Origin of the sequence: Salegentibacter mishustinae (genome assembly GCF_002900095.1) — a bacterium.
In the GTDB taxonomy this organism is placed as follows: Bacteria; Bacteroidota; Bacteroidia; order Flavobacteriales; family Flavobacteriaceae; genus Salegentibacter; species Salegentibacter mishustinae.
This window is the reverse complement of record NZ_LLKN01000002.1, coordinates 2,427,946-2,453,408: the sequence shown is the minus strand read 5'-3', so window position 1 is coordinate 2,453,408 and position 25,463 is coordinate 2,427,946. Positions and strand designations below refer to the sequence as shown.

Sequence of the window (25,463 nt, the reverse complement as noted above, 5' to 3'; positions counted from 1 at the left end):
TGTAGAATTTTAAAGATATTAAAAACTTAAGCAATGGCTCCCAGTCAATCTTAGTTTGTTTAAAACAAAGTGGATTTCGGGTTTATAAATTGTCTCATTTTGGTTAATTTCACGCATCTAAAAAACTGAAGAGATTGGAAGCTTATTTAGCCGAATTAAATGACGCACAACGTGCACCTGTACTGCAAAAGGATGGCGCAATGATTGTGATTGCAGGAGCAGGATCTGGAAAAACAAGGGTGCTTACTTACCGTATTGCTTATCTTATGAGCCAGGGTGTAGATCCTTTTAATATTTTGTCTTTAACTTTTACCAATAAAGCTGCACGGGAAATGAAAACCCGTATCGCTAAGATTGTAGGTAACAGTGAAGCGAAAAACCTTTGGATGGGTACTTTTCACTCTATTTTTGCCAAAATTTTGCGTTTTGAAGCCGATAAATTGGGCTATCCTTCAAATTTTACGATTTACGATACACAGGATTCGCAAAGTGTAATTAGAGCGATTATAAAAGATATGCGTCTGGATAAAGACGTTTATAAATACAAGCAGGTTTATAGCAGGATTTCTTCTTATAAAAACAGTTTGATAACTGTAAAAGCTTATTTCCAAAATCCGGAATTGAAGGAAGCTGATGCGATGTCTAAAAAACCACGTTTAGGGGAAATCTACCAGGAATATGTAGAGCGGTGTTTTAAAGCCGGCGCAATGGATTTTGATGATTTGCTGCTGAAAACAAACGAGCTTTTAAACAGATTTCCAGAAGTGCTTCAGAAATACCAGAATCGTTTCCGGTATATTTTGGTAGATGAGTACCAGGATACAAACCATTCGCAATACTTAATTGTAAAAGCACTTTCCGATAAGTTTCAGAATATATGCGTGGTGGGAGATGATGCGCAGAGTATTTATGCTTTCCGCGGAGCGAATATTAATAACATTCTGAATTTCCAGAAAGATTATGAGAATGTGCAAATGTACCGGCTGGAGCAAAATTACCGTTCTACCAAGAACATTGTGAATGCTGCTAACTCGATAATTGAAAAGAATAAAACCAAGCTTGAAAAAGTAGTTTGGACGGCCAATGATGAAGGGCCAAAAATTGTAGTAAATCGCTTGCTAACCGATGGGGAAGAAGGTCGTTTTGTTGCAGGTTCTATTTTTGAAAATAGAATGCAAAACCAAATGAGTAATGGCGATTTTGCGATTCTTTACCGAACCAACGCCCAGAGTAGGGCGATGGAAGATGCGCTTCGAAAAAAAGAAATTCCGTATAGAATTTACGGCGGACTTTCATTCTACCAGCGAAAGGAGATTAAAGATGTGCTTTCTTATTTACGTTTGTTGATAAACCCGAAAGATGAAGAAGCACTTAAGCGCGTGATCAATTATCCTGCCCGTGGAATTGGGCAAACTACAATGGATAAATTGAGCATAGCCGGAAATCAATATGGGAAGACCATTTTTGAAATTATTGAAAATATAGATCATCTGGATCTAAAGATCAATAAGAGTACGCGTACCAAGCTGGATAATTTCGTGAACATGATCAAGAGTTTCACGATTCTTGCTGAAAACGCCGATGCATTTACCGTAGCCGATACTGTAACCAAAAAAACAGGTTTAGTTCAGGAATTAAAGAAAGATGGTACTCCCGAAGGAATTGCCAGGATTGAAAATATCGAAGAATTATTAAACGGGATCAAGGATTTTGTGGAAGGCCAAAAGGAACTGGCAGATGCCGATGGTTCTCTGGCTGAATTCCTTGAGGATGTAGCGCTAGCTACAGATATGGACAAAGATACCGGAGATGATGATCGTGTTGCCTTAATGACTATTCACCTGGCAAAAGGTTTGGAGTTTCCCTATGTATATATTGTTGGCCTGGAAGAAGATCTTTTTCCTTCAGGAATGAGTATGAATACCCGAAGCGAGCTGGAAGAAGAACGCCGATTATTCTATGTGGCGCTTACCCGTGCCGAAAAACAGGCTTATTTAACTTATACCCAGTCCCGTTACCGTTGGGGAAAATTAGTAGATGCAGAACCGAGTAGGTTTATAGAAGAAGTAGATGAGCAGTATGTGAATTATATGATTCCGCAAGATGATTATAAATACAAGCCCCTAATTGATACCGATATTTTTGGTGATGAGGTTGATAAAAGTAAACTGCGACAAACCAAACCTAAAAAAGGAACTCCGCCGCCTGCACACAAACCAAGCGAATCTCAATTAAGAAAACTTAGAAAATTAAAACCTGCCAGCCCGGAGCCTGAAAAAGCTTCAAATTCTATAAAGCTGGAAGCCGGGAATGTGGTGGAGCATATGCGTTTTGGCAAAGGAAAAGTTCTGGCTATAGATGGTGTTGGGCAGGATAAAAAAGCTGAAATAGATTTTGAGAACGGAGGAATTAAAAAGTTACTGCTAAGGTTCGCTAAATTGAAATTGATCTCCTAAATCTCGTTAAACTTCTGTTATTTAAAGCCGCTTCACGCGGCTTTCTTTTTATCTTCAAAAGAAAAAATATGATTAAAGAAGGAAGTAATGTCAAGTGGAAATGGGGTAATGGAGAAGCAAAAGGCAAAGTAACCAAAACTTATGCTGAAGAAGTTACAAAAACCATAGATGGAAGCGAAATTACCCGAAAAGGAGAAGAAGGGAATAAAGCGCTTTTTATAGAGCAGGAAGATGGTAGTAAAGTGCTGAAGCTGGAAAGTGAAGTTTCTAAATCGGATTAATTGAACCAATTTAAAAAATATCTGCTCGAAAATTTGTAAATTCTCGGGTATTAAAATTTATAACTATGGCTGAATTACTTAGAATTTATGACGAAAACCCAAGTCAGAAACATATTAATAAAGTAGTAGAAACTTTAAGAAACGGCGGACTTATAATTTACCCTACAGACACTGTTTATGGTTTAGGCTGCGATATAACCAATACCTCGGCATTAGAAAAAATTGCGCAAATTAAAGGTGTAAAACTTGAAAAGGCTAATTTCTCGTTTGTTTGCGAAGATCTTAGCAATCTTTCAGATTATGTGAAGCAGATAGATTCTGCCACCTTTAAAATACTAAAGAGAAATCTACCCGGGCCCTTTACTTTTATTCTTCCCGGAAATAATAATCTCCCAAATGTCTTTAAAAAGAAAAAAACAGTTGGGATTAGAGTCCCGGATAATGCTATTTGTAAAAGTATTGTGGCCACTTTAGGAAATCCTATTGTTTCTACTTCAATTTATGATGAAGATGAAGTACTGGAATATACCACCGATCCGGAATTGATTAAAGAAAAGTGGGACCATTTAGTAGATATTGTTATTGACGGGGGTTATGGAGATAATATACCCTCAACGGTGGTAGATCTAACTACGACGCAACCAGAAGTAATTAGAGAAGGAAAAGGAAGTGCCGAAAATTTATAGTTTTAAATAAAATTTTTGATAACACGTTAAAAGCCTGCTAAATGCAGGCTTTACTTTTTTATAGCGAGTTATAGTCCATAACTTAAAAAAAAACATACAATGAATTATATTGAAACTAAGAACGAAGAGCACGGAAATAAGATAAAACTATTTTATGAAGATTATGGCGAAGGGCAACCGGTTATATTAATTCACGGCTGGCCTTTAAGTCATAAAATGTGGGAATATCAGGTAGAGAAAATCGTAGATGCCGGGTTTAGATGCATAAGTTACGATCGCCGCGGATTTGGTGATAGTGATAAACCCTGGGAAGGCTACGATTATGATACTTTAGCCTCTGATTTAAACGATGTTATTACCGCACTGGGACTTTCAGATACAATTATTGTAGGTTTCTCTATGGGTGGAGGAGAAGTTGCCCGTTTTATAGGAAAATATGGAACCGCCAATGTATCTAAAGCAGCATTAATCTCTGCAGTACCTCCTTTTATGTTGAAAACCGATAATAATCCTGATGGACTTGAAAAAGAAGTTTTTGAAGGATTTAAAAAGGAGATTAGAAAAGACCGCGCAGGTTTCTTAGCTGGATTTGGCGATAAGTTTTACAATTACGATAAAAATAAAGATCGTGTTAGTAAAGATCAAAAACATTACGATTGGAGTATTGCCTGTAGAGCTTCCTCAAAAGCAACATTGGATTGTGTAGATTCTTTTGGATTGACAGATTTTAGAGAAGATCTAAAGCAGTTTGATGTACCAACGCTTATAGTCCACGGAGATGATGATGAAATTGTGCCGATAGATATTGCCGGTAAGAAAAGTAAAGACCTGGTTAAGGATAATACTTTTGAAGTAATTAAAGGCGCACCACATGGATTGATAATGACGCACAAAAAAGAGTTTAAGGAGATCTTATTGCGCTTTTTAAAGAAATAGTATTATCATCTTAATAGAAAATAAAAAACCCCGCAATTGCGGGGTTTTTCTATATTTAAAAGAATCAAAAAGCTTATTTAGCAGATTTCATTCCTTCTTCGATCATTCCGTAGAATTGGTCAAGCTTAGGAAGAACTACAATTCTTGTTCTTCTGTTTTTAGCACGACCTTCAGCAGTTTCGTTAGTTGCAACAGGCACATAGTAACTTCTACCAGCGGCAGTCATTCTAGCTGGCTCTACACCAAACTCATCCTGAAGAATTCTAACTACAGAAGTAGCTCTTTTCACACTAAGATCCCAGTTATCTTCAAACATTGAAGTTTTGATAGCTTTATCATCAGTATGTCCTTCTACCATAAATTCGATGTCCGGCTTGTTTTTAACTACAGTAGCAACTTTACCAAGTACTTCTTTAGCACGATCGGTTACATTGTATCTTCCACTGTCAAATAAAAGTTTATCTGAAATAGAAACGTAAACTACACCTTTTTCAACATTAATTTCGATGTCTTCATCAGCCATATTACCCAAAGCACCTTTTAAGCTAGTTACAAGCGCTAAAGTTACAGAGTCTTTTTTGCTAATTGCATCACGCATAGATTGAATAGCCAAATCCTTTTCTTTGATGCTTTCAAGAGAACGCTCAAGGTTTTCAGCTTCTTTCTTAGAAAGAGTAGCAAGGTCACCTACGTTGTTTAGCAATGCCGCGTTGGTATTGTTAAGTCTTGAAATTTGCTGATTCAGGTTTTGTTTATCCTCTAAACACGCATTTAGTTTAATGGTTGCAGTGTTTAACTCATCCTGGGTTTGTTTTTGTTGTTCTTCAAGCTCAGCATATTTTTTATTAGATACGCAAGAGGAAAACAAAAGAACGGCGGTAGCCGATAAAAGCATAATTCGTTTCATAATCTTGTAATTGTTATTAATGTTAGATGTTTCAAAAGTATCAAAAAAATGTAAAGCGGAAAAAGAAGCTTTAGCATAAGTTTGAATCCTTTTATTTTAATTTAGAAAATTGTTTTTTGCTTAAGCAAAAATAAGACCAAATAATAGATTTTAACTGAAAATACTTCATGTTTTTTGGAACTCTTTTTCGCTTTGATTGAATTTTTTTGAAGTTACCATAAAATGCGGTATGTGCTTGAAGAATAGCATATAAATGTGAGAATTTACCTTCTGCAATAAATTTAATTCCCGCAACTCCGTCAAGGATCATTCTAATAAATAAAATACTATAAACATTTGGTGCGGGCACATTTTTTAAAAGCATATACAAGCTATTTCTAAAATTGAAAAAAGTCTTTCTTGGATTCATACTATCTAATGTAGCGCCACCCACATGGTAAACGGTGGAAATGCCACAAGATTTTATTTGATAGCCTAAATTATGAATGCGCCAGCATAAATCTATTTCTTCCTGGTGAGCAAAAAAATCCTCATCTAATGCGCCGGCTTCCCAATAAACGTTTTTCCTTATCACCATACAGGCACCGCTGGCCCAAAAAATAGGAACATCATTATTATACTGCCCGTGGTCTACCTCTAAAGTTTCAAAAATCCTTCCACGACAAAACGGGTAGCCATATTTGTCTATATATCCGCCTGCAGCCCCGGCATATTCAAAGTAGTTTTTTCTTTTATAATCGAGAATTTTAGGTTGAACCGCAGCTGTTTTAGGTTGATTTTTAAAAATTTCCAGTATTGGTTCTAACCAGTTTTTGGAAACTTCTACGTCGCTGTTTAACAAAACAAAAATATCTTCGGTTAAACCGGAAAGCGCATCGTTGTACCCTTTGGCGAATCCGCCGTTCTCTTTATTCTGAATAATTTTTACCTGCGGAAAATTTTCCTGTACAAATACTACCGAATCATCGGTAGAAGCATTATCGGCTACGTAAATATTGGCTCCTTCAGAAAAACGAATTACCGAAGGTAAAAACTGCTCCAGTAAATTGCGGCCATTCCAGTTTAAAATTACTACTGCCGTACTCATGATCTTTCAGAAGTTTTAGAAGAAATATAATCGGGGATTTCAGGGAGAAAATGATACTTTTCTTCTTTGTAATCCAGTTTGCAAAAATAATGCTGCAATCCGTTGGTGAGCATTAAATAATCGGCTTTTAGACTCAAATTATACCTGGCGATCTGGTCAAAAACTTCCTGGGTTATTTTTATATGCGGGGCTTTACATTCTACCACCACTTTTATTTTTCCGTCGGGATAAAAAACTACCGCATCATAACGCTTAGTAAGCTTTCCCAGTTTCAGTTGTTTCTCAACATTAATATGGTTTTTAGGATAATTCTTATCTAAAGTAAGGAATTTCACCACGTGTTGTCTCACCCATTCTTCGGGAGTTAAAACCACAAATTTTTTCCGGAGTTCATCAAAAACGGCTATTTTATTTTCACTATTTTTGAACCGGAACGAATATTTTGGAAAATTAAGCGCTAACATAGGCCAAAAGTAAAAAAGAAAACCACAGCGCAGCAAGCTTCAGTTTAATTTTAAAATTCAAAAATCCTTCACCTTAATGGAAGAAGCAAAAGAGATTGTAAATAATATTCAAAAAGGTAGTGTATCGCCGCTTTACTTTTTAATGGGCGAAGAACCTTATTATATAGACAGGATCTCAGATTTTATTGCGCAAAATTTACTGGCGGAAGAAGAAAAAGGTTTTAACCAGATCATTATGTATGGTCGCGACACCAGTATAGACGAAATTGTGAGCAATGCCAAGCGCTACCCTATGATGGCCGAAAGACAGGTGATTATTGTTAAAGAAGCACAGGATCTATCCAGAAGCATAGAAAAACTGGTAGATTATGCCGAAAATCCGCAGCCTACCACCACTTTGGTTTTTTGTTACAAATATAAAAGCCTTGATAAACGTAAGAAACTTTCTAAAGTTCTGAAGAAAAGCGGGATTTTGTTTGAAAGCAAGCGCCTATATGAAAACCAGGTGGCCGACTGGATCATGAAAACACTGAAGGCAAGGAACTATACTATCTCTCCTAAAGCAGCACAAATGCTTGTAGAATTTTTAGGAATTGATCTTGGAAAAATTGATAACGAATTAAATAAACTTCAGCTTATCACTCCAGAGGGTACTCAAATTACTCCAGAGCTTATTGAACAAAATATAGGAATAAGTAAAGACTTCAATAATTTTGAATTGCGAAAAGCCATAGGAATGCGGGATTCTTTAAAGGCACACCGCATTGTGAATTATTTTGCCCAGAACCCAAAGGATAATCCAATGGTAGTTACCATTTCGCTATTGTTTTCTTATTTCTCACAAATTATGCAATATCACGGGCTGCCAGATAAATCTAAGGCTAACGTTGCCAAACAGCTTAAAGTGCATCCCTATTTTGTGGGCGATTATGTAGTAGCAGCTAAAAATTATCCGATGAAAAAAGTGAGCCAGGTAATTGGTTTGTTGCACGAAAGCGATGTTAAAGGAAAAGGTGTGGGAGCGGTTAATATTTCTCATGGCGATTTGCTCAAGGAATTAATGGTTAAGATCTTAAACTAAAATGGGTAAAATAAATTCATGGATTAGTGCTGCCCGGTTAAGAACTTTACCTTTATCAATCTCGGGTATTATTGTGGGAACCACCATTGCGGTTAGTGAAGGTGTGTTTAATATTATTATTTTTAGTCTCGCACTAGCCACCACTTTAGGCTTACAGGTGCTTTCTAATTTTGCCAACGATTATGGTGATGGTGTTAAGGGAACAGATAACGAAGATAGGGTAGGCCCACAACGAGCTTTACAAAGCGGGCTAATTACCCAGAAGGAAATGCTTCAGGGAATTATAATTACTGCCATTGTCACCTTGCTTTTTGCTATTCTCCTTATTTATGTGGCTTTTGGAAAAGAAAATTTGGGTTATGCGCTATTTTTCTTTCTTCTTGGAATAGCTGCAATTGCTGCTGCTATAAAATATACAGTCGGTAAATCGGCTTACGGGTATCGTGGGCTTGGAGATGTCTTTGTTTTTATCTTCTTTGGATTAGTTGCGGTATACGGTTCTTATTTTTTATACGCACATCAATGGAATTGGCTCGTATTGCTTCCGGCATTTAGTATCGGGTTTTTAAGTATGGGTGTTTTGAATCTCAATAATATGAGAGACCGCGCTTCTGACGAAAAAGCGGGTAAAATTACCTTAGTGGTAAAACTTGGCGCCAAAAGAGCAAAAAACTATCATTTTGCACTCATTCTGGGAGCCATACTTTGTTTGGTTTTATTTACGGTGCTTAACCTGAAAAGTATAAATGATTTTCTTTATCTCCCGGCTTTTATTCCTTTAATCCTGCATCTTAAAAGAGTGGTAGAAAATGAAAATGCTACACTTCTGGATCCTGAATTAAAGGTTTTAGCACTTTCTACCTTTGCCACGGCAGTTCTTTTTGGGCTGGGGCAGATCTGGTAGTAAACCACTTGGAGCAAGTTCAAGAAGAATTATTATTAGAAAATATCATTTGATTTGGAGGCATCCCGATGCTTCGGGACAGAGCATTTAATCTCGTTTATCGAGTAAGTTTAACAAAATTATATATTCGGTAATTTGAGGCTTTTTTTATCGAATTCTTAAATTAGGGCAAACCATAAAAATTAAGTTATGAAAATCACTTTTTACGGACAGAGTTGTTTGGGAATTAAAATAGGAGATATCAACGTTTTGGTTGATCCATTTATAACCGGAAATGATCTTGCTAAAGACAAAATCGATATCAAAGATTTAAAGGCCGATTATATTTTGCTAACCCACGCACACCAGGACCATACTTTAGATGCTGAAGAAATTGCGAAAAATACCGGAGCGGTAATCGTAAGTAATTTTGAGATCGCTAATCATTATGAAGAAAAAGGCATAGAAGTACATCCTATGAATCACGGTGGAAACTGGGAATTCGAATTCGGGAAAGTGAAATACGTAAATGCCATACATACCAGTTCTTTTCCAGATGGTAAATACGGTGGGCAACCCGGTGGTTTTGTGATAGAAGGCGAGCATAAGAATATCTATATTGCCGGCGATACCGCCCTTACTATGGATATGAAATTAATTCCGCATCACACTACTTTAGATTTGGCAATTCTTCCCATTGGAGACAATTTTACCATGGGTGTAGAAGATGCAATAATTGCCAGTGATTTTGTGGAATGCGATAAAGTTTTAGGTTGCCATTATGATACCTTTGGTTACATTGAAATAGATCACGAAGAAGCTAAAAGGAAGTTTTTTGATGAAGGGAAAGACCTTATGCTTCTTGAAATTGGAGAAAGTCTGGAACTTTAGTTTCGGCTTGTACAAATAATAAAATATATGCAGGCAGATTATAAAAAGTATATCCTAAATTTTAAACGCCCCAGCGGAACTTCGCGGGGCGTTCTTACTACTAAAGAGACCTGGTTTCTAAAAATTACCGATGGTGATAAGGTTGGTTATGGCGAATGCGGAATTCTTAGAAGTCTAAGTATAGACGACAGGCCAGATTATGAAGAAAAATTGCAGTGGGTTTGCAACAATATCAATCTGGGCGAAACCATGCTTTGGGAAGAATTAAAAGAATTTCCGAGCATTCAAATTGGAGTAGAAATGGCTTTTAGATCTTTAAAAGCTAAAAATCCTTTCGAAATATTTCCTTCTGAATTCACTGATGGAAAGGCTGCAATACCAATTAATGGCTTGATATGGATGGGAGAAAAGTCTTTTATGAAATCTCAAATTCAGGAGAAAATTGAAGCCGGTTTCGATTGTATTAAGATGAAGATTGGAGCCATAGATTTTGAGACCGAATTAGAGCTTTTAAAATATATTAGAACCGAATTTTCTTCCGAAGAAATAGAATTACGCGTAGATGCAAATGGAGCTTTTAAACCTACTGAAGCTTTAGAAAAATTGAAGCGCTTAAGTGAATATCAGTTACACAGTATAGAGCAACCTATAAAACAGGGCCAATGGGAACAAATGAGAGGTTTGTGTGAAAGAACACCGCTTCCTATTGCTCTGGATGAAGAACTTATAGGAGTTTTTGATGTAACTAAGAAGAAAGAATTACTACAAACAATAAAGTCACAGTATATTATTCTAAAGCCCAGTTTAATTGGCGGTTTTAAAGGTACACAAGAGTGGATTGAGCTTGCGGAAGAACAACATATTGGTTGGTGGATTACCAGTGCGTTGGAAAGCAACGTAGGGCTCAGCGCAATTTCGCAATTTACTTATACTAAATACAGTAAAATGCCGCAGGGACTGGGTACCGGAAGTTTGTATACTAACAATATAGAGAGTCCGTTAGAAGTGGCGAAAGGAAATATTCAATATAATCCGGCTAAAAGCTGGGAATTTAATTTTTAGTAAATGTATATAGCTGAAGCTTTTAAATATCGCTATGATTTTTGGCGATATGTTATTGGAACTTTATTGGTTTTCGTTGGAGTTGTTATAGGACAAATTCCTCTAGGTATAGCCGTTTTTTTAGAGCGAGGAATGGAAATAGCGGAAATGACTGAAGGAGAACTTATGCAGGTTTTAGATTCTAATTTTACATTTTTTCTAATCTTGCTCACTTTCGCTGCAGGTCTTGGTGTTCTTTTACTAGTTGTAAAATTATTGCATAATCAACCCGTAAAATCAATTACCACCAGCCGAAAAAAGGTTGACTGGGGGCGTGTGTGGTTTGGTTTTGGTCTTGTAGCTGCTTTTACCATTATTGTTACATTAATAGAGTATTCGGTGAATCCTGAAGATTTCCTGGTAAACTTTCAGCCGGTTCCCTTTGCTATTTTGGTAGGAATCGCCATTATAATGATTCCGCTGCAAACCAGTTTTGAAGAATATTTATTCCGCGGATATTTTATGCAGGGGCTTGGCACACTTGTTAAAAATCGTTGGGTGCCTTTAATAATTACTTCAGTATGTTTTGGGGGATTACATTTCTTTAACCCCGAAGTAACCCAAATGGGGAACTTGATCATGATCTATTATATTGGTACCGGGTTTTTGCTGGGAATAATGACATTAATGGATGAAGGTATGGAACTGGCTTTAGGCTTTCATGCCGGTAACAACCTTACTGCAGCTCTGCTCGTTACTGCCGATTGGACTGCCTTCCAAACCGAATCTATTTTTAAGGATATTTCAGATCCAACCGCGGGGATTGATGTTTTGGTGCCGGTATTTATAATTTATCCGCTTTTTCTTTTTATTATGGCTAAAAAATATGGTTGGAGCGATTGGAAAAATAAACTCTTCGGAAGAGTAGAAAAGCCTGAAACCATAAAACTTTCAGAAGAAAGTTAAATTAATCATTACAATTTCCTAACTTTCAATACAAAGTAATGTAACATATTTGGTTTTAAATATGGCAGATAAGTATAAAGTAAGGGAAACCCACCCTGATTTCAGACTGAACAAGCGGCATTTTACTAATGCAGAGTTACATCTTGTGGCCTATAGTTTTATAAAAGAAGGTGAAGCTTTTGAAGAAAAAGTAGGAAGTTTCTTATTGGAGTGGATCAAGCCTTCTAAGTATGTTGAGGTAAAAACCTCTGGTTCTACAGGTACACCAAAAGTTATTAGGATCAAAAAGGAGCATATGATCAATTCGGCCATTGCTACTTCTCGTTTCTTTGATTTACCAGAAAAAACGACTGCTTTGCTATGCTTGCCGGCAACCTATATTGCCGGAAAAATGATGCTGGTTCGCGCTATGGTTTTAGGTTGGCAATTAGATATGGTGCCACCATCTTCCAATCCTTTAGACCAGGTCTTCAAACGTTACGATTTTTGTGCAATGACGCCGTTCCAACTGGATAATTCTGTTGGTCGCCTGCACCTTATAAAAAAACTTATTGTTGGCGGCGGAGCCGTTTCACCACGTCTGCAAAAAATGGTGAAGGAAGTTAGCACCAAAGTTTATGAAACTTATGGAATGACGGAAACCGTTACCCACATCGCGGCCAAAAGGCTAAATCCATCAAAAAACAAGAAAAAATCACGAGTATTTAAGGTACTGCCAAATATTAATATTTCCCAGGACGAAAGAGGCTGTTTAGTGATTAAAGCGCCCAAACTTTCAGATGAAATTATTACCACCAATGATGTGGTTGAAATTCTTACCTATAAAAAATTTCAATGGAAGGGTAGATTAGATAATGTGATCAATTCTGGTGGCATTAAACTGCACCCTGAACAAATAGAAAATAAGCTTTCCAAAATTATAGATCAGCGGTTATTTGTTATAGGTATGCCAGATGATGCCCTGGGTGAAAAATTGGTACTGTTTGTTGAGAATGAATTTTCAGAAGATTTTCTTCAGAAATTGGAAAAGGAGATTAACCAGTTAAAAAGCCTTGAAAAATACGAGCGCCCTAAAAAGATCTATTTCATAGAAAAATTTGAAGAAACCCATACCGGGAAAATTCACAGGGAAAATACTTTTACAAGCAAGGTAAACTAAGCTTTTATTTTATGAGAAAATTAATAGAATTTAGGGGCGGGATATGCAATTCTATCCTACTAATATTTTTACTAGCTTTTTGTTTTCCAGTTTCAGCACAAATATTACCAGAACGCGAACGCGCACAACTTATAGAAGAAATACAACAGGATAGGTTTGATAATCTTCTTTCCAAACTAATGGATCGCACCGAAATTGATATGTGGCTGGTAATCGCGCGAGAATATAATGAAGATCCCGTTTTAAAAACTATGCTGCCGCCTACCTGGTTAAATGCCCGCCGGCGAACAATTCTTGTCTTTTACAGAAATAAAGAACAGGATAGTTTAGAACGTTTGGCAGTAGCGCGATATGATGTTGGAAAAAATATAAGCTCTGCCTGGAATCCTGAAAAGCAACCCGAACAATGGAAAGCTTTGGTGCAGATAATAAAAGACCGAAACCCAGAGAAAATTGGACTGAATTATTCTGAAATAGATGGTATTGCCGATGGCCTGGTAAAAACCGATTATGATGAATTTATGGAAGCTCTTCCTCAGGAATTTCATTCAAAAATCGTTTCGGCAGAAGATCTTGCAATAGGCTGGATAGAAACCCGAAGTGAAAAAGAAATGGAAATCTACCCAGAATTGGTGCAGATTACTAAAACTATTATTCGGGAAGCATTTAGTAATAAGGTGATTGTGCCCGGAGAAACTAGTACTGAAGATGTAGTTTGGTGGATGCGTCAAAAAGTAACTGATCTTGGCCTTGAAACCTGGTTTCATCCAACGGTTGCAATTCAGCGAGATGAAGATGCCCTGCAAGATCACGTGAGTGCCTTTTCTTCAGCTAAAGAAAGAAAAGTGATTATGCCTGGAGATCTTATTCATTGCGATTTTGGTATTTCTTATTTGGGACTAAATACCGATTGCCAGCAAATGGCTTATGTTTTGAAAGCGGGAGAAAGTGAAGCTCCAAAATTTCTTTCGGAAGCATTTGATAAAGGCAACCAGTTACAGGATATTTTAACCGGAAATTTCGAAACCGGAAAAACCGGAAATAAAATTCTTTTAGAAAGTTTAGAGCAAGCTAAAAGAAAAGGTTTAAAACCTATGATCTATACGCATCCTCTAGGTCTTTATGGCCATTCTTCAGGTACTACCATTGGTATGTGGGATTCGCAGGAAGGCGTGCCGGGAAGTGGGGATTATCCCTTACAGGAAAATACTGTATATGCTATTGAACTTAAAACCAGTGTCTTTTTGCCTGAATGGGACCAGGAGGTTAGAATCATGTTGGAAGAGTCCGGTTTTTGGGGAGCCGAGGATTTTCGCTATGTAAATGGCAGGCAGGAAGAACTTTTGCTGATTTCACATAAATAAAGGTTGAATTTCATTTAAGTGAATTCCTAACTCAAATTAAAAATTTCTCTCCTTTTTCCTGTCTATTGTTGCATTTTCATATAATAATCTGTGGAATGTTTTCCAGAGCCATAGAATAAAAAGAATAGGCTTAAAATTAGTATGATACTGGCTTCAAATAACCGGCCCGGTTGCATAACTCCTATAAAATTTATTAAGATCGCGCCAATAATAATTGGGAGTTGAACGAGAATAGCCCAACGGGTAAGTAAACCCACAGCTATAAGTACTCCGCCAATTAAATGGGCAAAGGCTACATAATGAACGGTTAGCATGGTACCTCCATAACCTTCAAGTGGCTTTATGAGTTCTATAAGTGTTTCTGTTTGGGAAATAAAGTTGATTCCTTTTATAAACAGGAAAACACCTAAAGCAATCCTTAAAACATCAATGAAATAATAAGTGTGCGCATTCGCCCACTTATTGAGGGATTTTACGCTTATCATAACTTTAGTGTTAAAGTTTGTGAACTATAAGTTACTGAAAATAAATGTATTATTGTTTTAATTATTCGTTATTCTTTTAATCGAAAATCGAGATTTAAATGCTATGGGGCGAGCTTTGAAAAGTAAATAAAGGTTTTAATGGGTACCTTGTGAGATTGCTCTGAGAGTTCGTTTGTAAGCATAAAAAAAGGCTGTATAAGACAGCCTTTTTTAAAATTCTAAATTAAATTTTACTTCTTGTAACTGGTTTTAATGTAAAATTCCAGGTCGTTTACTTCAATTTTATTAAGGGCTATGTTCTCCTTTAAATCGCCCCATTCATCTGTTGGCGTGATTCTAATTTCTTTTCCGTCGATAAAAATATCTACCGGCATTTTAAAATCTTCAACATCAGCTATCCATCTTGCCTGGGTTTTTCCTTCTTTTTTTCTGAACTGCAATTTCGGTAGATCAGTATGTCTTAGATATTGATCAAAAATAGGTTCCAGGTCTACCCCTGTAGATTCATTAAAGAAATTCTCAGTGGTCTCGGTATCGATGATCTGGTGTTTATAAGTTTCGGTGTAATCTTTTAAGGTTTTCCACCATAATTCATCGTTATCATAAATGCTACGAATGGTATTTAGCAAATTGGCACCTTTAAAATACATATCCCCAGAGCCTTCGCTATTCACACCGTAATCACCAATAATTGTTGCATTATTACCAAGGCCACGGCGTGTTCCTTTAAGATATTCCAGCGCTTCTTCTTTACCCCAGCGGCATTCCACATAGACAGCTTCCGAGTAGGAAGTAAAGCCTTCGTGAATCCACATATCGGCAATATCTTTTGCGGTAATACTGTTCCCATACCATTCGTGACCCGATTCGTGAATAATGATGTAATCCCATTTTAAGCCAATACCGGTTCCGGAAAGGTCATTGCCTAAATAACCCATTTCGTATTCATTTCCATAGGCTACCGCGCTCTGGTGTTCCATCCCAAGGTAAGGAGTTTCAATAAGTTTAAAGCCGTCTTCCACAAAAGGATATTCCCCGAATTTTTCGTAAAAGCAATCCATCATTGGTTTAACTTCCTTGAATTGCTCTTTAGCTTTTTCCAGGTTGTAAGGCAAAACATAGTAATCAAGATCCAGATCACCATAGGAATCTGAAAAATGCTCATAATTCGCGATATTGATCATTACGTTGTAATTATTAATGGGATTCACTGTTTTCCAGCTCCACTGAGTAAAGCCGTTGCCCAGATCTTTTTTACCTAAAAATTGCCCGTTAGAAACATTCATAAGTCCGTTTGGAACTGCGATATCTAGCTGAACTTCTTCCGGCTCGTCACTTTGATGGTCTTTATTTGGGTACCAAAGGCTGGCGCCTGTTCCCTGAACGGCAACACCAATCCACGGATCTCCGTTTTTATCTGTATCCCACACAAAACCGCCATCCCAGGGTGCATTTTTTGCTACGATAGGTTTTCCGGAATAATAAAATTGAATTTCTCCTTTCTCATTGGCTCTTACTGTTTCTTTCAAATCGATAAAAACCGCATTGTGCTTTCTATTGTAAGCTAAAGTTTGATTATTCTGAAGGATAGAATCCACCTTCATGTTTTCAAAAAGATCTATTTGAATGGTAGAAAGATCATCGTCAGCAATAAAACTAATCGTATTTGAACCAGAAATAAACTGCTTTTCGGGTTCAACTTTAAGCTTTAAATGATATTTCTGAACATCGAAAGCGCGCTCAGGTCTTAGTGAGCCTCTTAATGAATCGGCTTCGGTATAATTGCCTTTTTTGTTGCTTAAAACCTGGGCGCAGGAAATATTAGCGGCAGAAATTAAGACAACTAAGGCTAAAATTAATTTTTTCATATTTAAATCTGAAATTATGTTTGGATCACTCCTAAATTAAAATCTTTTTCAATAGGCGCGTGGTTTGCGGCTTCAATTCCCATGGAAATCCATTTCCTGGTGTCTAAAGGGTCTATTACCGCGTCTGTCCATAAACGTGCAGCAGCGTAATATGGAGAAGTCTGTTCATCATAACGTGATTTTATCGCCTCAAAAACTTCTTTTTCTTTTTCCTCATCAACCTTCTCACCTTTTTTCTCCATTGCAGCGGTTTCAATTTGTGCTAAAACTTTGGCGGCTTGTGTGCCACCCATTACTGCAAGTTCTGCACTTGGCCAGGCTGCGATAAGTCTTGGATCGTAGGCTTTTCCGCACATCGCGTAATTTCCGGCACCATAAGAATTCCCCATAATGATGGTAAATTTAGGTACTACCGAATTACTAACCGCGCTAACCATTTTAGCACCGTCTTTAATAATACCGCCGTGCTCGCTTTTGCTGCCTACCATAAACCCGGTAACATCCTGAAGAAAAACCAACGGAATTTTTTTCTGGTTGCAGTTTGCAATAAAACGAGTGGCTTTATCGGCTGAATCAGAATAGATCACACCGCCAAATTGCATTTCAGTAGGTTTTGTTTTCGACGCCGTAGTTTTTACAATTTTACGCTGATTAGCCACAATACCCACGGCCCAACCATCTATCCTGGCGTAGCCGGTAATAATGGTTTGCCCATAGCCTTCTTTATATTCTTCAAACTCTGAACCATCAACCAGGCGGGAAATAATTTCCCTAACATCGTATTGGTCGCTACGTTTTTTCGGGAGAATCCCGTAAATATCTTCCTGCTTCTCCTTAGGCTTTACGGCTTTTTTATGGCTAAATCCGGCTTTATCGAAGTCGCCCATTTTATCCATAATATTCTTAATACGGGTAAGCGCGTCTTTATCATCTTTCGCTTTATAATCGGTCACCCCGCTAATTTCAGAATGTGTGGTTGCGCCACCAAGCGTTTCATTATCTATAGATTCGCCAATTGCAGCTTTTACCAGGTAGCTTCCGGCAAGGAAAATACTCCCGGTTTTTTCTACGATAAGTGCTTCATCACTCATAATAGGAAGGTAAGCACCACCGGCTACACAGCTACCCATAACGGCCGCAATTTGGGTAATTCCCATACTGCTCATTACTGCGTTATTTCTAAAAATTCTTCCGAAGTGTTCTTTATCTGGGAAAATTTCATCCTGCATTGGTAAATACACTCCGGCGCTATCAACAAGGTAGATAATTGGCAACCTGTTTTCAATCGCTATTTCCTGGGCGCGTAGGTTTTTCTTTCCGGTAATGGGAAACCAGGCCCCTGCTTTTACGGTAGCATCATTAGCAACCACAATACATTGCTTCCCCGAAACATAACCTATCTTGACAACAACACCTCCCGAAGGGCAGCCACCATGTTCTTCGTACATTCCTTCACCTGCAAAAGCGCCAATTTCTATAGAATTTGACTTCTCGTCAAGAAGAAAATCAATACGCTCGCGGGCAGTCATTTTGCCTTTGGCGTGGTGTTTTTCGATGCGTTTTTCACCGCCGCCAAGTTTTACGCGTTTGAGTTTATGATTTAATGAAGAAACCAAAAGTTTGTTATGGTCTTCATTTTTATTGAATTTCATATTCATATATTGTAATTTTTAAATTCTGAAATTCAAAATATCCTTTATTAAGGGATAATTTTTATGAAAATTTCAGTAATTATTGAAATTAAAGCTGTCTTTTGGCTAAAATACAAAATAGAGTGAATTTCAGTTGTGGTTTAGAAGGCTAAAATATCCGATATTTGTATAAAACCTTTTATTATGGGAATGAATAAAAATACCATTTTCGCATGGGCTTCTTTTGCTTTGTTTATAATTGGTGCCGCAATAATTTTATTGGGTGTTCTTAAATATCGTGAATATGCAATTGGATTCTCAGTGGTAGGAATTGGATTTTTTGCTATTTCCTGGGCTTTTAATGCACTAAAAGGCAGGATTTAAAACAAAAAATATTAATTATGAATGAAAAAGGTGAAAAGGAGCAACTGGTAAAACATTTAAAAGGAGGAGAGGCTTTTACTTCCTTAGAAATTTTTATAGATAAAATTCCGTTTGAGAAACTGGGAGAGCGTCCCTATAATTTACCCTATTCTTTCTATGAACTTTTTTACCATATTGTTTTTTCTCAAAAAGATATTTTAGAATACTCGATTTCGGGTGATTATAAAACCTCTAATTGGCCGGAGGATTACTGGCCTGATGAATCTGCGCCTCAAAACAGGGAAACCTGGGAAAAGCTCAAAAAAGATTATTTTGATGATCGAGATATTCTTGAAAACTTCCTGATGGATCCTAAAAACGATCTTAATATCTCGGTTAGAAATTCTGAAAATCATACGTTACTACGCGAAACGCTACTAATTATAGAACATACAGCTTACCACACCGGGCAGATGCTCATTATTTTGCGTCTTCTGGGACTTTATAAATAGTGGGTGATTTTAATTTTAGATATTTGCAAACTTAAACAGCTTAAAAAAATAATATATGGCAGACGATAAAAAAGTGATTTTTTCAATGTCTGGGGTGACAAAGACCTTTAAAAATGCGAACACCCCGGTTTTGAAGAATATATACCTTAGTTTTTTCTATGGTGCAAAAATTGGAATTCTTGGTTTAAACGGCTCTGGTAAATCTACCTTGCTTCGAATTATAGCAGGAGAAGATAAAAATTACCAGGGAGATGTGGTTTTTTCTCCGGGATATTCTATTGGTTACCTTGAACAGGAGCCAAAATTGGATGAAGATAAAACCGTTTTGGAAGTTGTAAAAGAAGGAGTTGCTGAGACCGTAGCAATTCTTGATGAATACAATAAAATAAACGATCAATTTGGTTTACCTGAAGTATACGAGGATGCCGATAAGATGCAGAAGCTTATGGATAAACAAGCTGCACTTCAGGATAAAATTGATTCTTCTAACGCCTGGGAACTTGATACTAAGTTGGAAATCGCGATGGACGCTCTAAGAACTCCTGATGCCGATAAAAAGATATCGGTACTTTCCGGAGGGGAAAGAAGGCGTGTAGCTCTTTGTAGACTTTTACTTCAGGAACCGGATATTTTACTTCTGGATGAGCCAACTAACCACTTAGATGCTGAATCTGTGCATTGGTTAGAGCATCATTTAGCCCAGTATAAAGGGACAGTAATCGCTGTAACGCACGACCGTTATTTCCTTGATAACGTGGCCGGTTGGATTTTAGAACTGGATAGAGGGGAAGGTATTCCTTGGAAAGGGAATTATTCTTCCTGGTTAGACCAGAAGTCTAAACGAATGGCACAGGAACAAAAACAGGCCAGCAAACGCCAAAAGACATTGGAGCGCGAGCTAGAATGGGCAAAAATGAATCCTAAAGGTCGCCAAAGTAAACAAAAGGCCAGGCTTAAAAATTATGATAAGTTAATGAGCCAGGACCAGAAGCAGATGGATGAGCAACTGGAAATATATATTCCAAATGGCCCAAGACTTGGTAATAATGTAATTGAGGCTAATGGGGTTAGTAAAGCTTTTGGCGATAAACTTTTATATGAAGATCTAAACTTTAAACTTCCGCAGGCTGGAATTGTAGGAGTTATTGGTCCAAACGGTGCCGGTAAAACCACGATTTTTAAAATGATTATGGGAGAAGAAGAGCCCGATAAGGGAAGCTTTGAAGTAGGTGAAACGGCTAAGATCGCTTATGTAGACCAGGCGCACTCTAATATTGATCCTGAAAAAACCATCTGGCAAAATTTTAGTGATGAACAGGAAATGATAATGATGGGCGGCCGCCAGGTAAATTCCCGAGCATATTTAAGCCGATTTAACTTTAGCGGAAGCGAGCAGAATAAGAAAGTAAATATGCTTTCTGGTGGTGAGAGAAACCGACTGCATTTAGCGATGACTCTAAAAGAAGAAGGGAATGTCTTGCTGTTGGATGAGCCTACAAACGATTTGGATGTAAACACGCTTAGAGCGCTGGAAGAAGGTTTAGAAAATTTTGCCGGCTGTGCTGTGGTTATTTCTCACGACCGTTGGTTCCTGGATAGAATTTGTACTCACATACTTGCTTTTGAAGGAGATTCTCAGGTTTATTTCTTCGAAGGAAGTTTCTCTGACTATGAAGAGAACAAGAAAAAACGTTTAGGTGGAGATATTATGCCGAAACGTATTAAGTATAAGAAATTGGTAAGATAAACTTAGACCCTGAAACAAGTTTAGGGTGAAGTAAAAAATAAAAACCTCAAGGATTGATAATCTTTGAGGTTTTTTGCTTTTTAGCAATTAGTCTTTCTTGGGTTTTGGATTCTTCTTTTCCGGCATCGGGCCTCGAAGATGAATAATGAGTCCGTTTAGAAAATTTCGAAGAAATTGATCGCCACACTCTACGTATTTCGGGTGATCTTCAGCTCTAAAAATTGCTCCTAATTCGCTTTTGGTTACTTTAAAATCTACCAAAGCGCAAATTTTTACAATATCGTCATCTCGTAATTTATGAGCGACTCTTAATTTTTTAAAAATATCGTTGTTTGTTAATCCCATAAGGCAAAAGTAGTTTTTCCAGAGTTATTCTTTTTAGAATTCCAGGTTTAATTGTTTCTGAATAGTATTTATTTTTTCAAGATCAGCCTTATTGTCTATAACAGATTTTGCATCAGAAATAATATTTTTGGCTTCATTGTCCATTATTTTATAATACTCTTCATTAACAGATTTCTGTGTTTTTAGGTATTTAAACATCCAGCCTAATTTCTGTACGATAATTATATCATGTTTACAGTAGCCCCTAATCGGTGCTAAAACCTGATAGAGCAGTTCCCCGAAACTAACACTTTTCATTTTTATAATTATATCGTCATCATTCTTTAAATACTGTTCATCTTGCTTCTGCATTCTAAGAGCCAGAAGTTCGGTTAAATAATCAAGTGCGTTTAAAGCGGTGCCGGGATCATTAATTCCGGGAGACATAGATTTCACAATTACTTCGGTTATTTGTTTAAAAGCCAGGACGTAATTGGTGTTAACTAATTCTCCTCTGGCAAGGCTAAAGTTTGAGAGTACTTTTTTTAAAGTTTCGTCATCAAGCTCCTTTTTTGACTTAAAAAGCGGAATACCATTTAAGATAAAAACTCCCTTTACAGGCAATATTTCGATTTGAGTTTCTTGCTCGATACAAATATCCAAAAGGTTATCTGACGATAAATTTTGAAAATATCCACTCTTTTTGGAGTGATATTGATGCCAATTTTTGGTATCAGGAAAATTTTGTTTATCGTTTTCTTCGGTTTCCAACAGAAAATTTAAACGCTTTTTTGCCTGGCGGAAGATGCGATCCAGGATATTATTAATTTGGATACTCTGCGAGATATTATGAATAAAATAGATAAAAGCTCCAATACAAATTACGGTAAAAATAATACCTATAAATACCGAGAAACTTGGTGTTTGGTAATTGTCTGCCTCTGGTTTAATAGACACCATCACAAAGATACAGTAGAGAATTGTGGCCATATAAACCCCTAAAATAACCTGGTGAATTTTATCAGAAATAAGTCCGGGTAATAATCTTGGGGAGTAATTACTGGCAGCTTGATTTAAAAGTACCATCACCATAGAAAAACTAAAAACCATCATAGAGATAAGGCCGGTAATACAGGCAGTTAATATACTAAGAGCCGTACTGCCATCATTCACCATTAGCATAGGGGCTTTCTTAATGAGATATTCGGAAATTCCCTGGTTCTCCAGATAAATCAGCAAAAAAGCAGTAAGGAATCCAAAAATCGCGAAAAGACTGGGGTAGAAAGCAATTTTACTTTGCAGGTTAGAAAGCAGGATATAGATACGGTTAAAAAAATGTTTCATTCAATTTTTAGCGAAAGTTACTCAAATCCGTTTAAAGATGTGATATTTTTAGATTTTTGACAAAATGACACCATAAAATTCATTAAATACGTCAAAAAGGCATAATTATTTTGATTGGAACTTAAATTGCTAATATGATTTGAGAAAACAATAAAGTGAAACCTTTAAAAATAAAAGTTATGAGTTTAATTAATAGAAATGAAGCCAATTGGCAGCCTTCGGTTTTTGACGATATGTTTAAAACAGATTGGTTAGGAGGAACTACAAATGTTAATAGCATTGGAACCAGTATTCCGGCGGTAAATATTCAGGAAACCGAGGAAAGTTTTAGCGTTGAAGTTGCAGCGCCAGGGAAGACTAAAGAAGATTTTAATATCGAGCTGGAAAATGATGTACTAACAATTTCTTCTGAAGACAAAAAAGAGAATGAATCAACCGAAAGGAATGGTAGGTACACCAGGAAGGAGTTTAGTTATAGCACCTTTAAAAGAGCCTTTAGTTTGCCTGATTCTGTAGATAGTGAAAAAATTTCTGCTCAATATAACAATGGAGTTTTGGAAATTTTGCTTCCAAAAAGGGAAGAAGCTAAGGTGCAGGCTAAACGAATGATTGAAATTTCTTAGTTGACATCTTTGGTTTGATTAATTAAGAGCGTCGCTAACAGCGGCGCTTTTTTATATAAAACACCCCTAATACCTATTTAAATATAGAGGTAGAACATATTTCCCAAAAGATATATACGCTATTGAATTTTTATGCGTTAAAAAGAAACCGGGAACTCTATGATTATTTTAGATAATTGATATATTTACCCGCAAGAACAGACCTACTAAATCTATTTTTATGAACAAATATTTTCTACTGATTTTTATTAGCATTTTCTCTTTGTCTTTCGCCCAGGCTCAGGAATATAGTTTTGGAATAAAGGGTGGTGCCAACTACTCTATGACTGGAGAAATTGATGGTAGTACCTCTGGAGGTGCAGGTTTTTTTGATGGAATTGTTGAAGGAAAACCTAAGGTAGGTTTTCATGCAGGTGTATTTTTTGAATTGAATTTCGGAAAATTTTTTGTGCGTCCCGAAGTAATATATAATTCTATGGAAATGGAATTTGAATTTCCATTACAAAATTCAGCTTATTCAGTTGAAAAATTAAGTATTCCTTTGCTTTTCGGTTATAATATTTGGGGTCCAGTAGATGTTTATGCTGGGCCTGCTTATCAAAATATAATGAACGCCAATATTGAAGGCACTCAGCCAATAAACCAAACTATAATTGTTCAAAATACTCCACTAGCTATACAAGCAGGAGCAAAAGTGAGTTTAGGTAGATTTGAATTGGGTTTAAGATATGATAGATCTATGGCCAGTCAAGAAACACAAGGGCTAGATTTTGATAATGGCCAATATGGAATTAACCTTACAGAATATGATGATTTAAGGGTGAACCAATTTCTAGTTAGCCTTAGTTTTAAAATTGGCGATAGCGAATCTAATACAGGTCGAAGAAGAGGAAGAGGTTGTTATTTCTAAAAATTTACAATTAAATAACATATAGCTCTAATTGATAATTTTTCAATTAGAGCTTTTTTTTATGCGTTATTCTAAAATAAACGGCTTGAAATCATTAAATTGAAGGGTATATTTGCACGGTTAAATTCTATTGAAATGAAAGAGCTCTATTCCCTAAAGCCTGAAAAACGCAAACGTCTTATTTTTATATTAACTGCTTTTTTCGTTTTATTGTTAATTACAGAATTCATTGAAAAAAGGAGCTTAAAAAGCATAGACCAGGACTTTTCTTCGCTTTATCAGGATCGATTGCTGCCAGCTTCCCAAATGTATGAGCTTGCAGAATTATTACACAAAAAGAGAATGCTTTTCGAGAATATAAAAGATGACGGACAGTTAATTGCTGAATTAAATTTAAAAGAAATTAAGGCTTATAACGGCCAAATTGATGAAGTTTTAAAAGATTACGGGAAAACCTATTTAGTAGATAGGGAGGAATTATATTTTAAAGAATTTAATAAGCATTATAAGGAATATCTGTTGTTGGAAACTACAATCCTCAAGAATTTGCAAGAAGAAGATTTTAACACCGCTAGTTACCTTATCGATAAAAATGCAAACCACTATTTTAGAACTCTAAATCTCGATTTACATAATATAGCAAGTATTCAGCCCGAAGTTGGAGAGCAGCTCATGGCTCATTATAAATCAAGCTCTGGATTGACTTCACTACTGTATTATTTTAAAATTGCCCTTACCATTCTTATAGGTATTTTTGTCTTACGACTGCTTGGTTTAGAGCAATTACTTCGACGGTCTGAACAAAAATTTGAGCTGAACTAACCGACGCTCTTATAGAAGTATTTGTAAGAAAATTCTTTAATTTGAAGAACTAATTGTTTTTTTTGAGTATTGCAACCTTAGTCTTTTTTCATTAAAGGACTTTCTTTTTTTTGCACAAAAATTGATTTTTATCTATCAAATAGAAGATTTCCTCCAATTTTAAATATGATATTGTTTATTTTATTCTTTTTCGAGTGTTGATATCACAGCGGATTAACAAAATTTTTGGTATTATATCGAAAAAATGTTTTATACGTATAATTTATATGTAGATTTACTACAGGATTAGACGCCCCACCTTCTATTTCGCCCCCCATTCACCATTTAATTTTTGAATGCCCTAATAGTAACTACCCCAGGAAAATGGTAAGGTTAGTATACCCTTATCTTAAAATTTTTGATTTTAAAAATACAGAAGACCCCACTTCTATTTTTGTTTGACTCTTTAAGTAACCCGTTTAAATATGTGAATTTCCGTAAAAGAATATGGGACTCACAGTGACGAAGTCATGACGTTTTATAATTATTAAAGCAAGTTTCATCCCCCGCCCAAATCAATATTTAAGACCTACAATTTTTTTCCTGGTTTTATTTTTCACGAAAGATTCTAACCCAGGTAATTTAAATTATTA

At 36.4% G+C, this 25,463-nt stretch carries 25 protein-coding genes; 17 read left to right on the top strand and 8 right to left on the bottom strand.

Features of this window, described 5'->3' with window-relative positions; translation table 11 throughout:
* The first annotated feature begins 134 nt into the window (after window positions 1-134).
* From APB85_RS13800 to APB85_RS13785, 4 genes are all read left to right on the top strand, one after another.
* A complete protein-coding gene (locus APB85_RS13800; RefSeq protein WP_057482011.1) occupies window positions 135-2,456 on the top strand; it encodes an ATP-dependent helicase in 2,322 nt (773 codons plus the stop codon).
* 68 nt (window positions 2,457-2,524) lie between these two features.
* On the top strand, window positions 2,525-2,737 hold the full coding sequence (locus tag APB85_RS13795) for a hypervirulence associated TUDOR domain-containing protein (RefSeq protein ID WP_057482010.1): 213 nt from the start codon (window positions 2,525-2,527) through the stop codon (window positions 2,735-2,737).
* Between the two features lie 65 nt (window positions 2,738-2,802).
* Complete coding sequence (locus APB85_RS13790) at window positions 2,803-3,423, top strand: L-threonylcarbamoyladenylate synthase (protein WP_057482009.1); 621 nt, start codon at window positions 2,803-2,805, stop codon at window positions 3,421-3,423.
* 99 nt (window positions 3,424-3,522) lie between these two features.
* Complete coding sequence (locus APB85_RS13785; protein WP_057482008.1) at window positions 3,523-4,359, top strand: alpha/beta fold hydrolase; 837 nt, start codon at window positions 3,523-3,525, stop codon at window positions 4,357-4,359.
* Window positions 4,360-4,432: 73 nt separating this feature from the next.
* On the opposite strand, the gene APB85_RS13780 is transcribed toward APB85_RS13785, so the two are convergent.
* The 3 genes from APB85_RS13780 to APB85_RS13770 all read right to left on the bottom strand — a co-directional run bounded on the left by APB85_RS13780 (window position 4,433) and on the right by APB85_RS13770 (window position 6,817).
* The gene (locus tag APB85_RS13780) at window positions 4,433-5,266 is read right to left on the bottom strand and encodes an OmpA/MotB family protein (RefSeq protein ID WP_057482007.1); all 834 of its coding nucleotides are present in this window, start codon (window positions 5,264-5,266) and stop codon (window positions 4,433-4,435) included.
* A gap of 91 nt (window positions 5,267-5,357) precedes the next feature.
* The gene (locus APB85_RS13775) at window positions 5,358-6,353 is read right to left on the bottom strand and encodes a glycosyltransferase family 2 protein (RefSeq protein WP_057482006.1); all 996 of its coding nucleotides are present in this window, start codon (window positions 6,351-6,353) and stop codon (window positions 5,358-5,360) included.
* A complete protein-coding gene (locus APB85_RS13770) occupies window positions 6,350-6,817 on the bottom strand; it encodes a type I restriction enzyme HsdR N-terminal domain-containing protein (protein WP_057482005.1) in 468 nt (155 codons plus the stop codon). Before APB85_RS13770 ends, APB85_RS13775 begins: the two co-directional genes overlap by 4 nt.
* Window positions 6,818-6,893: 76 nt before the next feature.
* On the opposite strand from APB85_RS13770, the gene holA reads away from it, so the two are divergent.
* The 7 genes from holA to APB85_RS13735 all read left to right on the top strand — a co-directional run bounded on the left by holA (window position 6,894) and on the right by APB85_RS13735 (window position 14,202).
* Window positions 6,894-7,898 carry a DNA polymerase III subunit delta gene (holA, locus tag APB85_RS13765; RefSeq protein ID WP_057482004.1) on the top strand — a complete coding sequence of 335 codons (1,005 nt, stop codon included), beginning with the start codon at window positions 6,894-6,896 and terminating at the stop codon, window positions 7,896-7,898.
* A gap of 1 nt (window position 7,899) precedes the next feature.
* Window positions 7,900-8,802: a 1,4-dihydroxy-2-naphthoate polyprenyltransferase gene (locus APB85_RS13760; RefSeq protein WP_057482003.1), complete on the top strand. Its 903-nt coding sequence runs from the start codon at window positions 7,900-7,902 to the stop codon at window positions 8,800-8,802.
* Window positions 8,803-8,991: 189 nt separating this feature from the next.
* On the top strand, window positions 8,992-9,672 hold the full coding sequence (locus APB85_RS13755) for a metal-dependent hydrolase (RefSeq protein ID WP_057482002.1): 681 nt from the start codon (window positions 8,992-8,994) through the stop codon (window positions 9,670-9,672).
* Between the two features lie 27 nt (window positions 9,673-9,699).
* The gene (locus tag APB85_RS13750) at window positions 9,700-10,734 is read left to right on the top strand and encodes an o-succinylbenzoate synthase (protein ID WP_057482001.1); all 1,035 of its coding nucleotides are present in this window, start codon (window positions 9,700-9,702) and stop codon (window positions 10,732-10,734) included.
* Window positions 10,735-10,737: 3 nt separating this feature from the next.
* A complete protein-coding gene (locus APB85_RS13745) occupies window positions 10,738-11,679 on the top strand; it encodes a CPBP family intramembrane glutamic endopeptidase (protein ID WP_057482000.1) in 942 nt (313 codons plus the stop codon).
* A 61-nt stretch (window positions 11,680-11,740) separates the two neighbouring features.
* Window positions 11,741-12,838: an AMP-binding protein gene (locus tag APB85_RS13740; RefSeq protein ID WP_057481999.1), complete on the top strand. Its 1,098-nt coding sequence runs from the start codon at window positions 11,741-11,743 to the stop codon at window positions 12,836-12,838.
* An 11-nt stretch (window positions 12,839-12,849) separates the two neighbouring features.
* Window positions 12,850-14,202, top strand: a complete 1,353-nt coding sequence (locus tag APB85_RS13735; protein WP_057481998.1) for a M24 family metallopeptidase — start codon at window positions 12,850-12,852, stop codon at window positions 14,200-14,202.
* Between the two features lie 62 nt (window positions 14,203-14,264).
* Here the strand turns inward: APB85_RS13735 and APB85_RS13730 are convergent, their stop codons facing one another.
* From APB85_RS13730 to APB85_RS13720, 3 genes are all read right to left on the bottom strand, one after another.
* Window positions 14,265-14,687: a DoxX family protein gene (locus APB85_RS13730; RefSeq protein ID WP_057481997.1), complete on the bottom strand. Its 423-nt coding sequence runs from the start codon at window positions 14,685-14,687 to the stop codon at window positions 14,265-14,267.
* 230 nt (window positions 14,688-14,917) lie between these two features.
* On the bottom strand, window positions 14,918-16,555 hold the full coding sequence (locus APB85_RS13725; protein ID WP_057481996.1) for a M1 family metallopeptidase: 1,638 nt from the start codon (window positions 16,553-16,555) through the stop codon (window positions 14,918-14,920).
* A 14-nt stretch (window positions 16,556-16,569) separates the two neighbouring features.
* Complete coding sequence (locus tag APB85_RS13720; protein WP_057481995.1) at window positions 16,570-18,213, bottom strand: acyl-CoA carboxylase subunit beta; 1,644 nt, start codon at window positions 18,211-18,213, stop codon at window positions 16,570-16,572.
* Window positions 18,214-18,390: 177 nt separating this feature from the next.
* Between APB85_RS13720 and APB85_RS13715 the strand changes: the two genes are divergently transcribed.
* Genes APB85_RS13715 through ettA form a run of 3 tightly spaced genes read left to right on the top strand, consistent with a single transcriptional unit; the run spans window position 18,391 to window position 20,808 of the window.
* Window positions 18,391-18,570 carry a CAL67264 family membrane protein gene (locus APB85_RS13715; RefSeq protein ID WP_057481994.1) on the top strand — a complete coding sequence of 60 codons (180 nt, stop codon included), beginning with the start codon at window positions 18,391-18,393 and terminating at the stop codon, window positions 18,568-18,570.
* 17 nt (window positions 18,571-18,587) lie between these two features.
* Window positions 18,588-19,061: a DinB family protein gene (locus APB85_RS13710; protein ID WP_057481993.1), complete on the top strand. Its 474-nt coding sequence runs from the start codon at window positions 18,588-18,590 to the stop codon at window positions 19,059-19,061.
* Window positions 19,062-19,116: 55 nt separating this feature from the next.
* On the top strand, window positions 19,117-20,808 hold the full coding sequence (gene ettA / locus APB85_RS13705; protein ID WP_057481992.1) for an energy-dependent translational throttle protein EttA: 1,692 nt from the start codon (window positions 19,117-19,119) through the stop codon (window positions 20,806-20,808).
* An 87-nt stretch (window positions 20,809-20,895) separates the two neighbouring features.
* Here the strand turns inward: ettA and APB85_RS13700 are convergent, their stop codons facing one another.
* Window positions 20,896-21,153, bottom strand: coding sequence for a DUF1456 family protein (locus APB85_RS13700; RefSeq protein WP_057481991.1), 258 nt, complete (start codon window positions 21,151-21,153; stop codon window positions 20,896-20,898).
* Between the two features lie 33 nt (window positions 21,154-21,186).
* Window positions 21,187-22,476: a DUF2254 domain-containing protein gene (locus APB85_RS13695; protein ID WP_057481990.1), complete on the bottom strand. Its 1,290-nt coding sequence runs from the start codon at window positions 22,474-22,476 to the stop codon at window positions 21,187-21,189.
* A 179-nt stretch (window positions 22,477-22,655) separates the two neighbouring features.
* Between APB85_RS13695 and APB85_RS13690 the strand changes: the two genes are divergently transcribed.
* The 3 genes from APB85_RS13690 (at window position 22,656) to APB85_RS13680 (ending at window position 24,831) form a co-directional block, all read left to right on the top strand.
* Window positions 22,656-23,099 carry an Hsp20/alpha crystallin family protein gene (locus APB85_RS13690; protein ID WP_057481989.1) on the top strand — a complete coding sequence of 148 codons (444 nt, stop codon included), beginning with the start codon at window positions 22,656-22,658 and terminating at the stop codon, window positions 23,097-23,099.
* Between the two features lie 220 nt (window positions 23,100-23,319).
* Window positions 23,320-24,009, top strand: coding sequence for an outer membrane beta-barrel protein (locus APB85_RS13685; protein ID WP_057481988.1), 690 nt, complete (start codon window positions 23,320-23,322; stop codon window positions 24,007-24,009).
* A gap of 135 nt (window positions 24,010-24,144) precedes the next feature.
* Window positions 24,145-24,831: an MCP four helix bundle domain-containing protein gene (locus APB85_RS13680; protein WP_057481987.1), complete on the top strand. Its 687-nt coding sequence runs from the start codon at window positions 24,145-24,147 to the stop codon at window positions 24,829-24,831.
* Window positions 24,832-25,463: the final 632 nt, after the last annotated feature.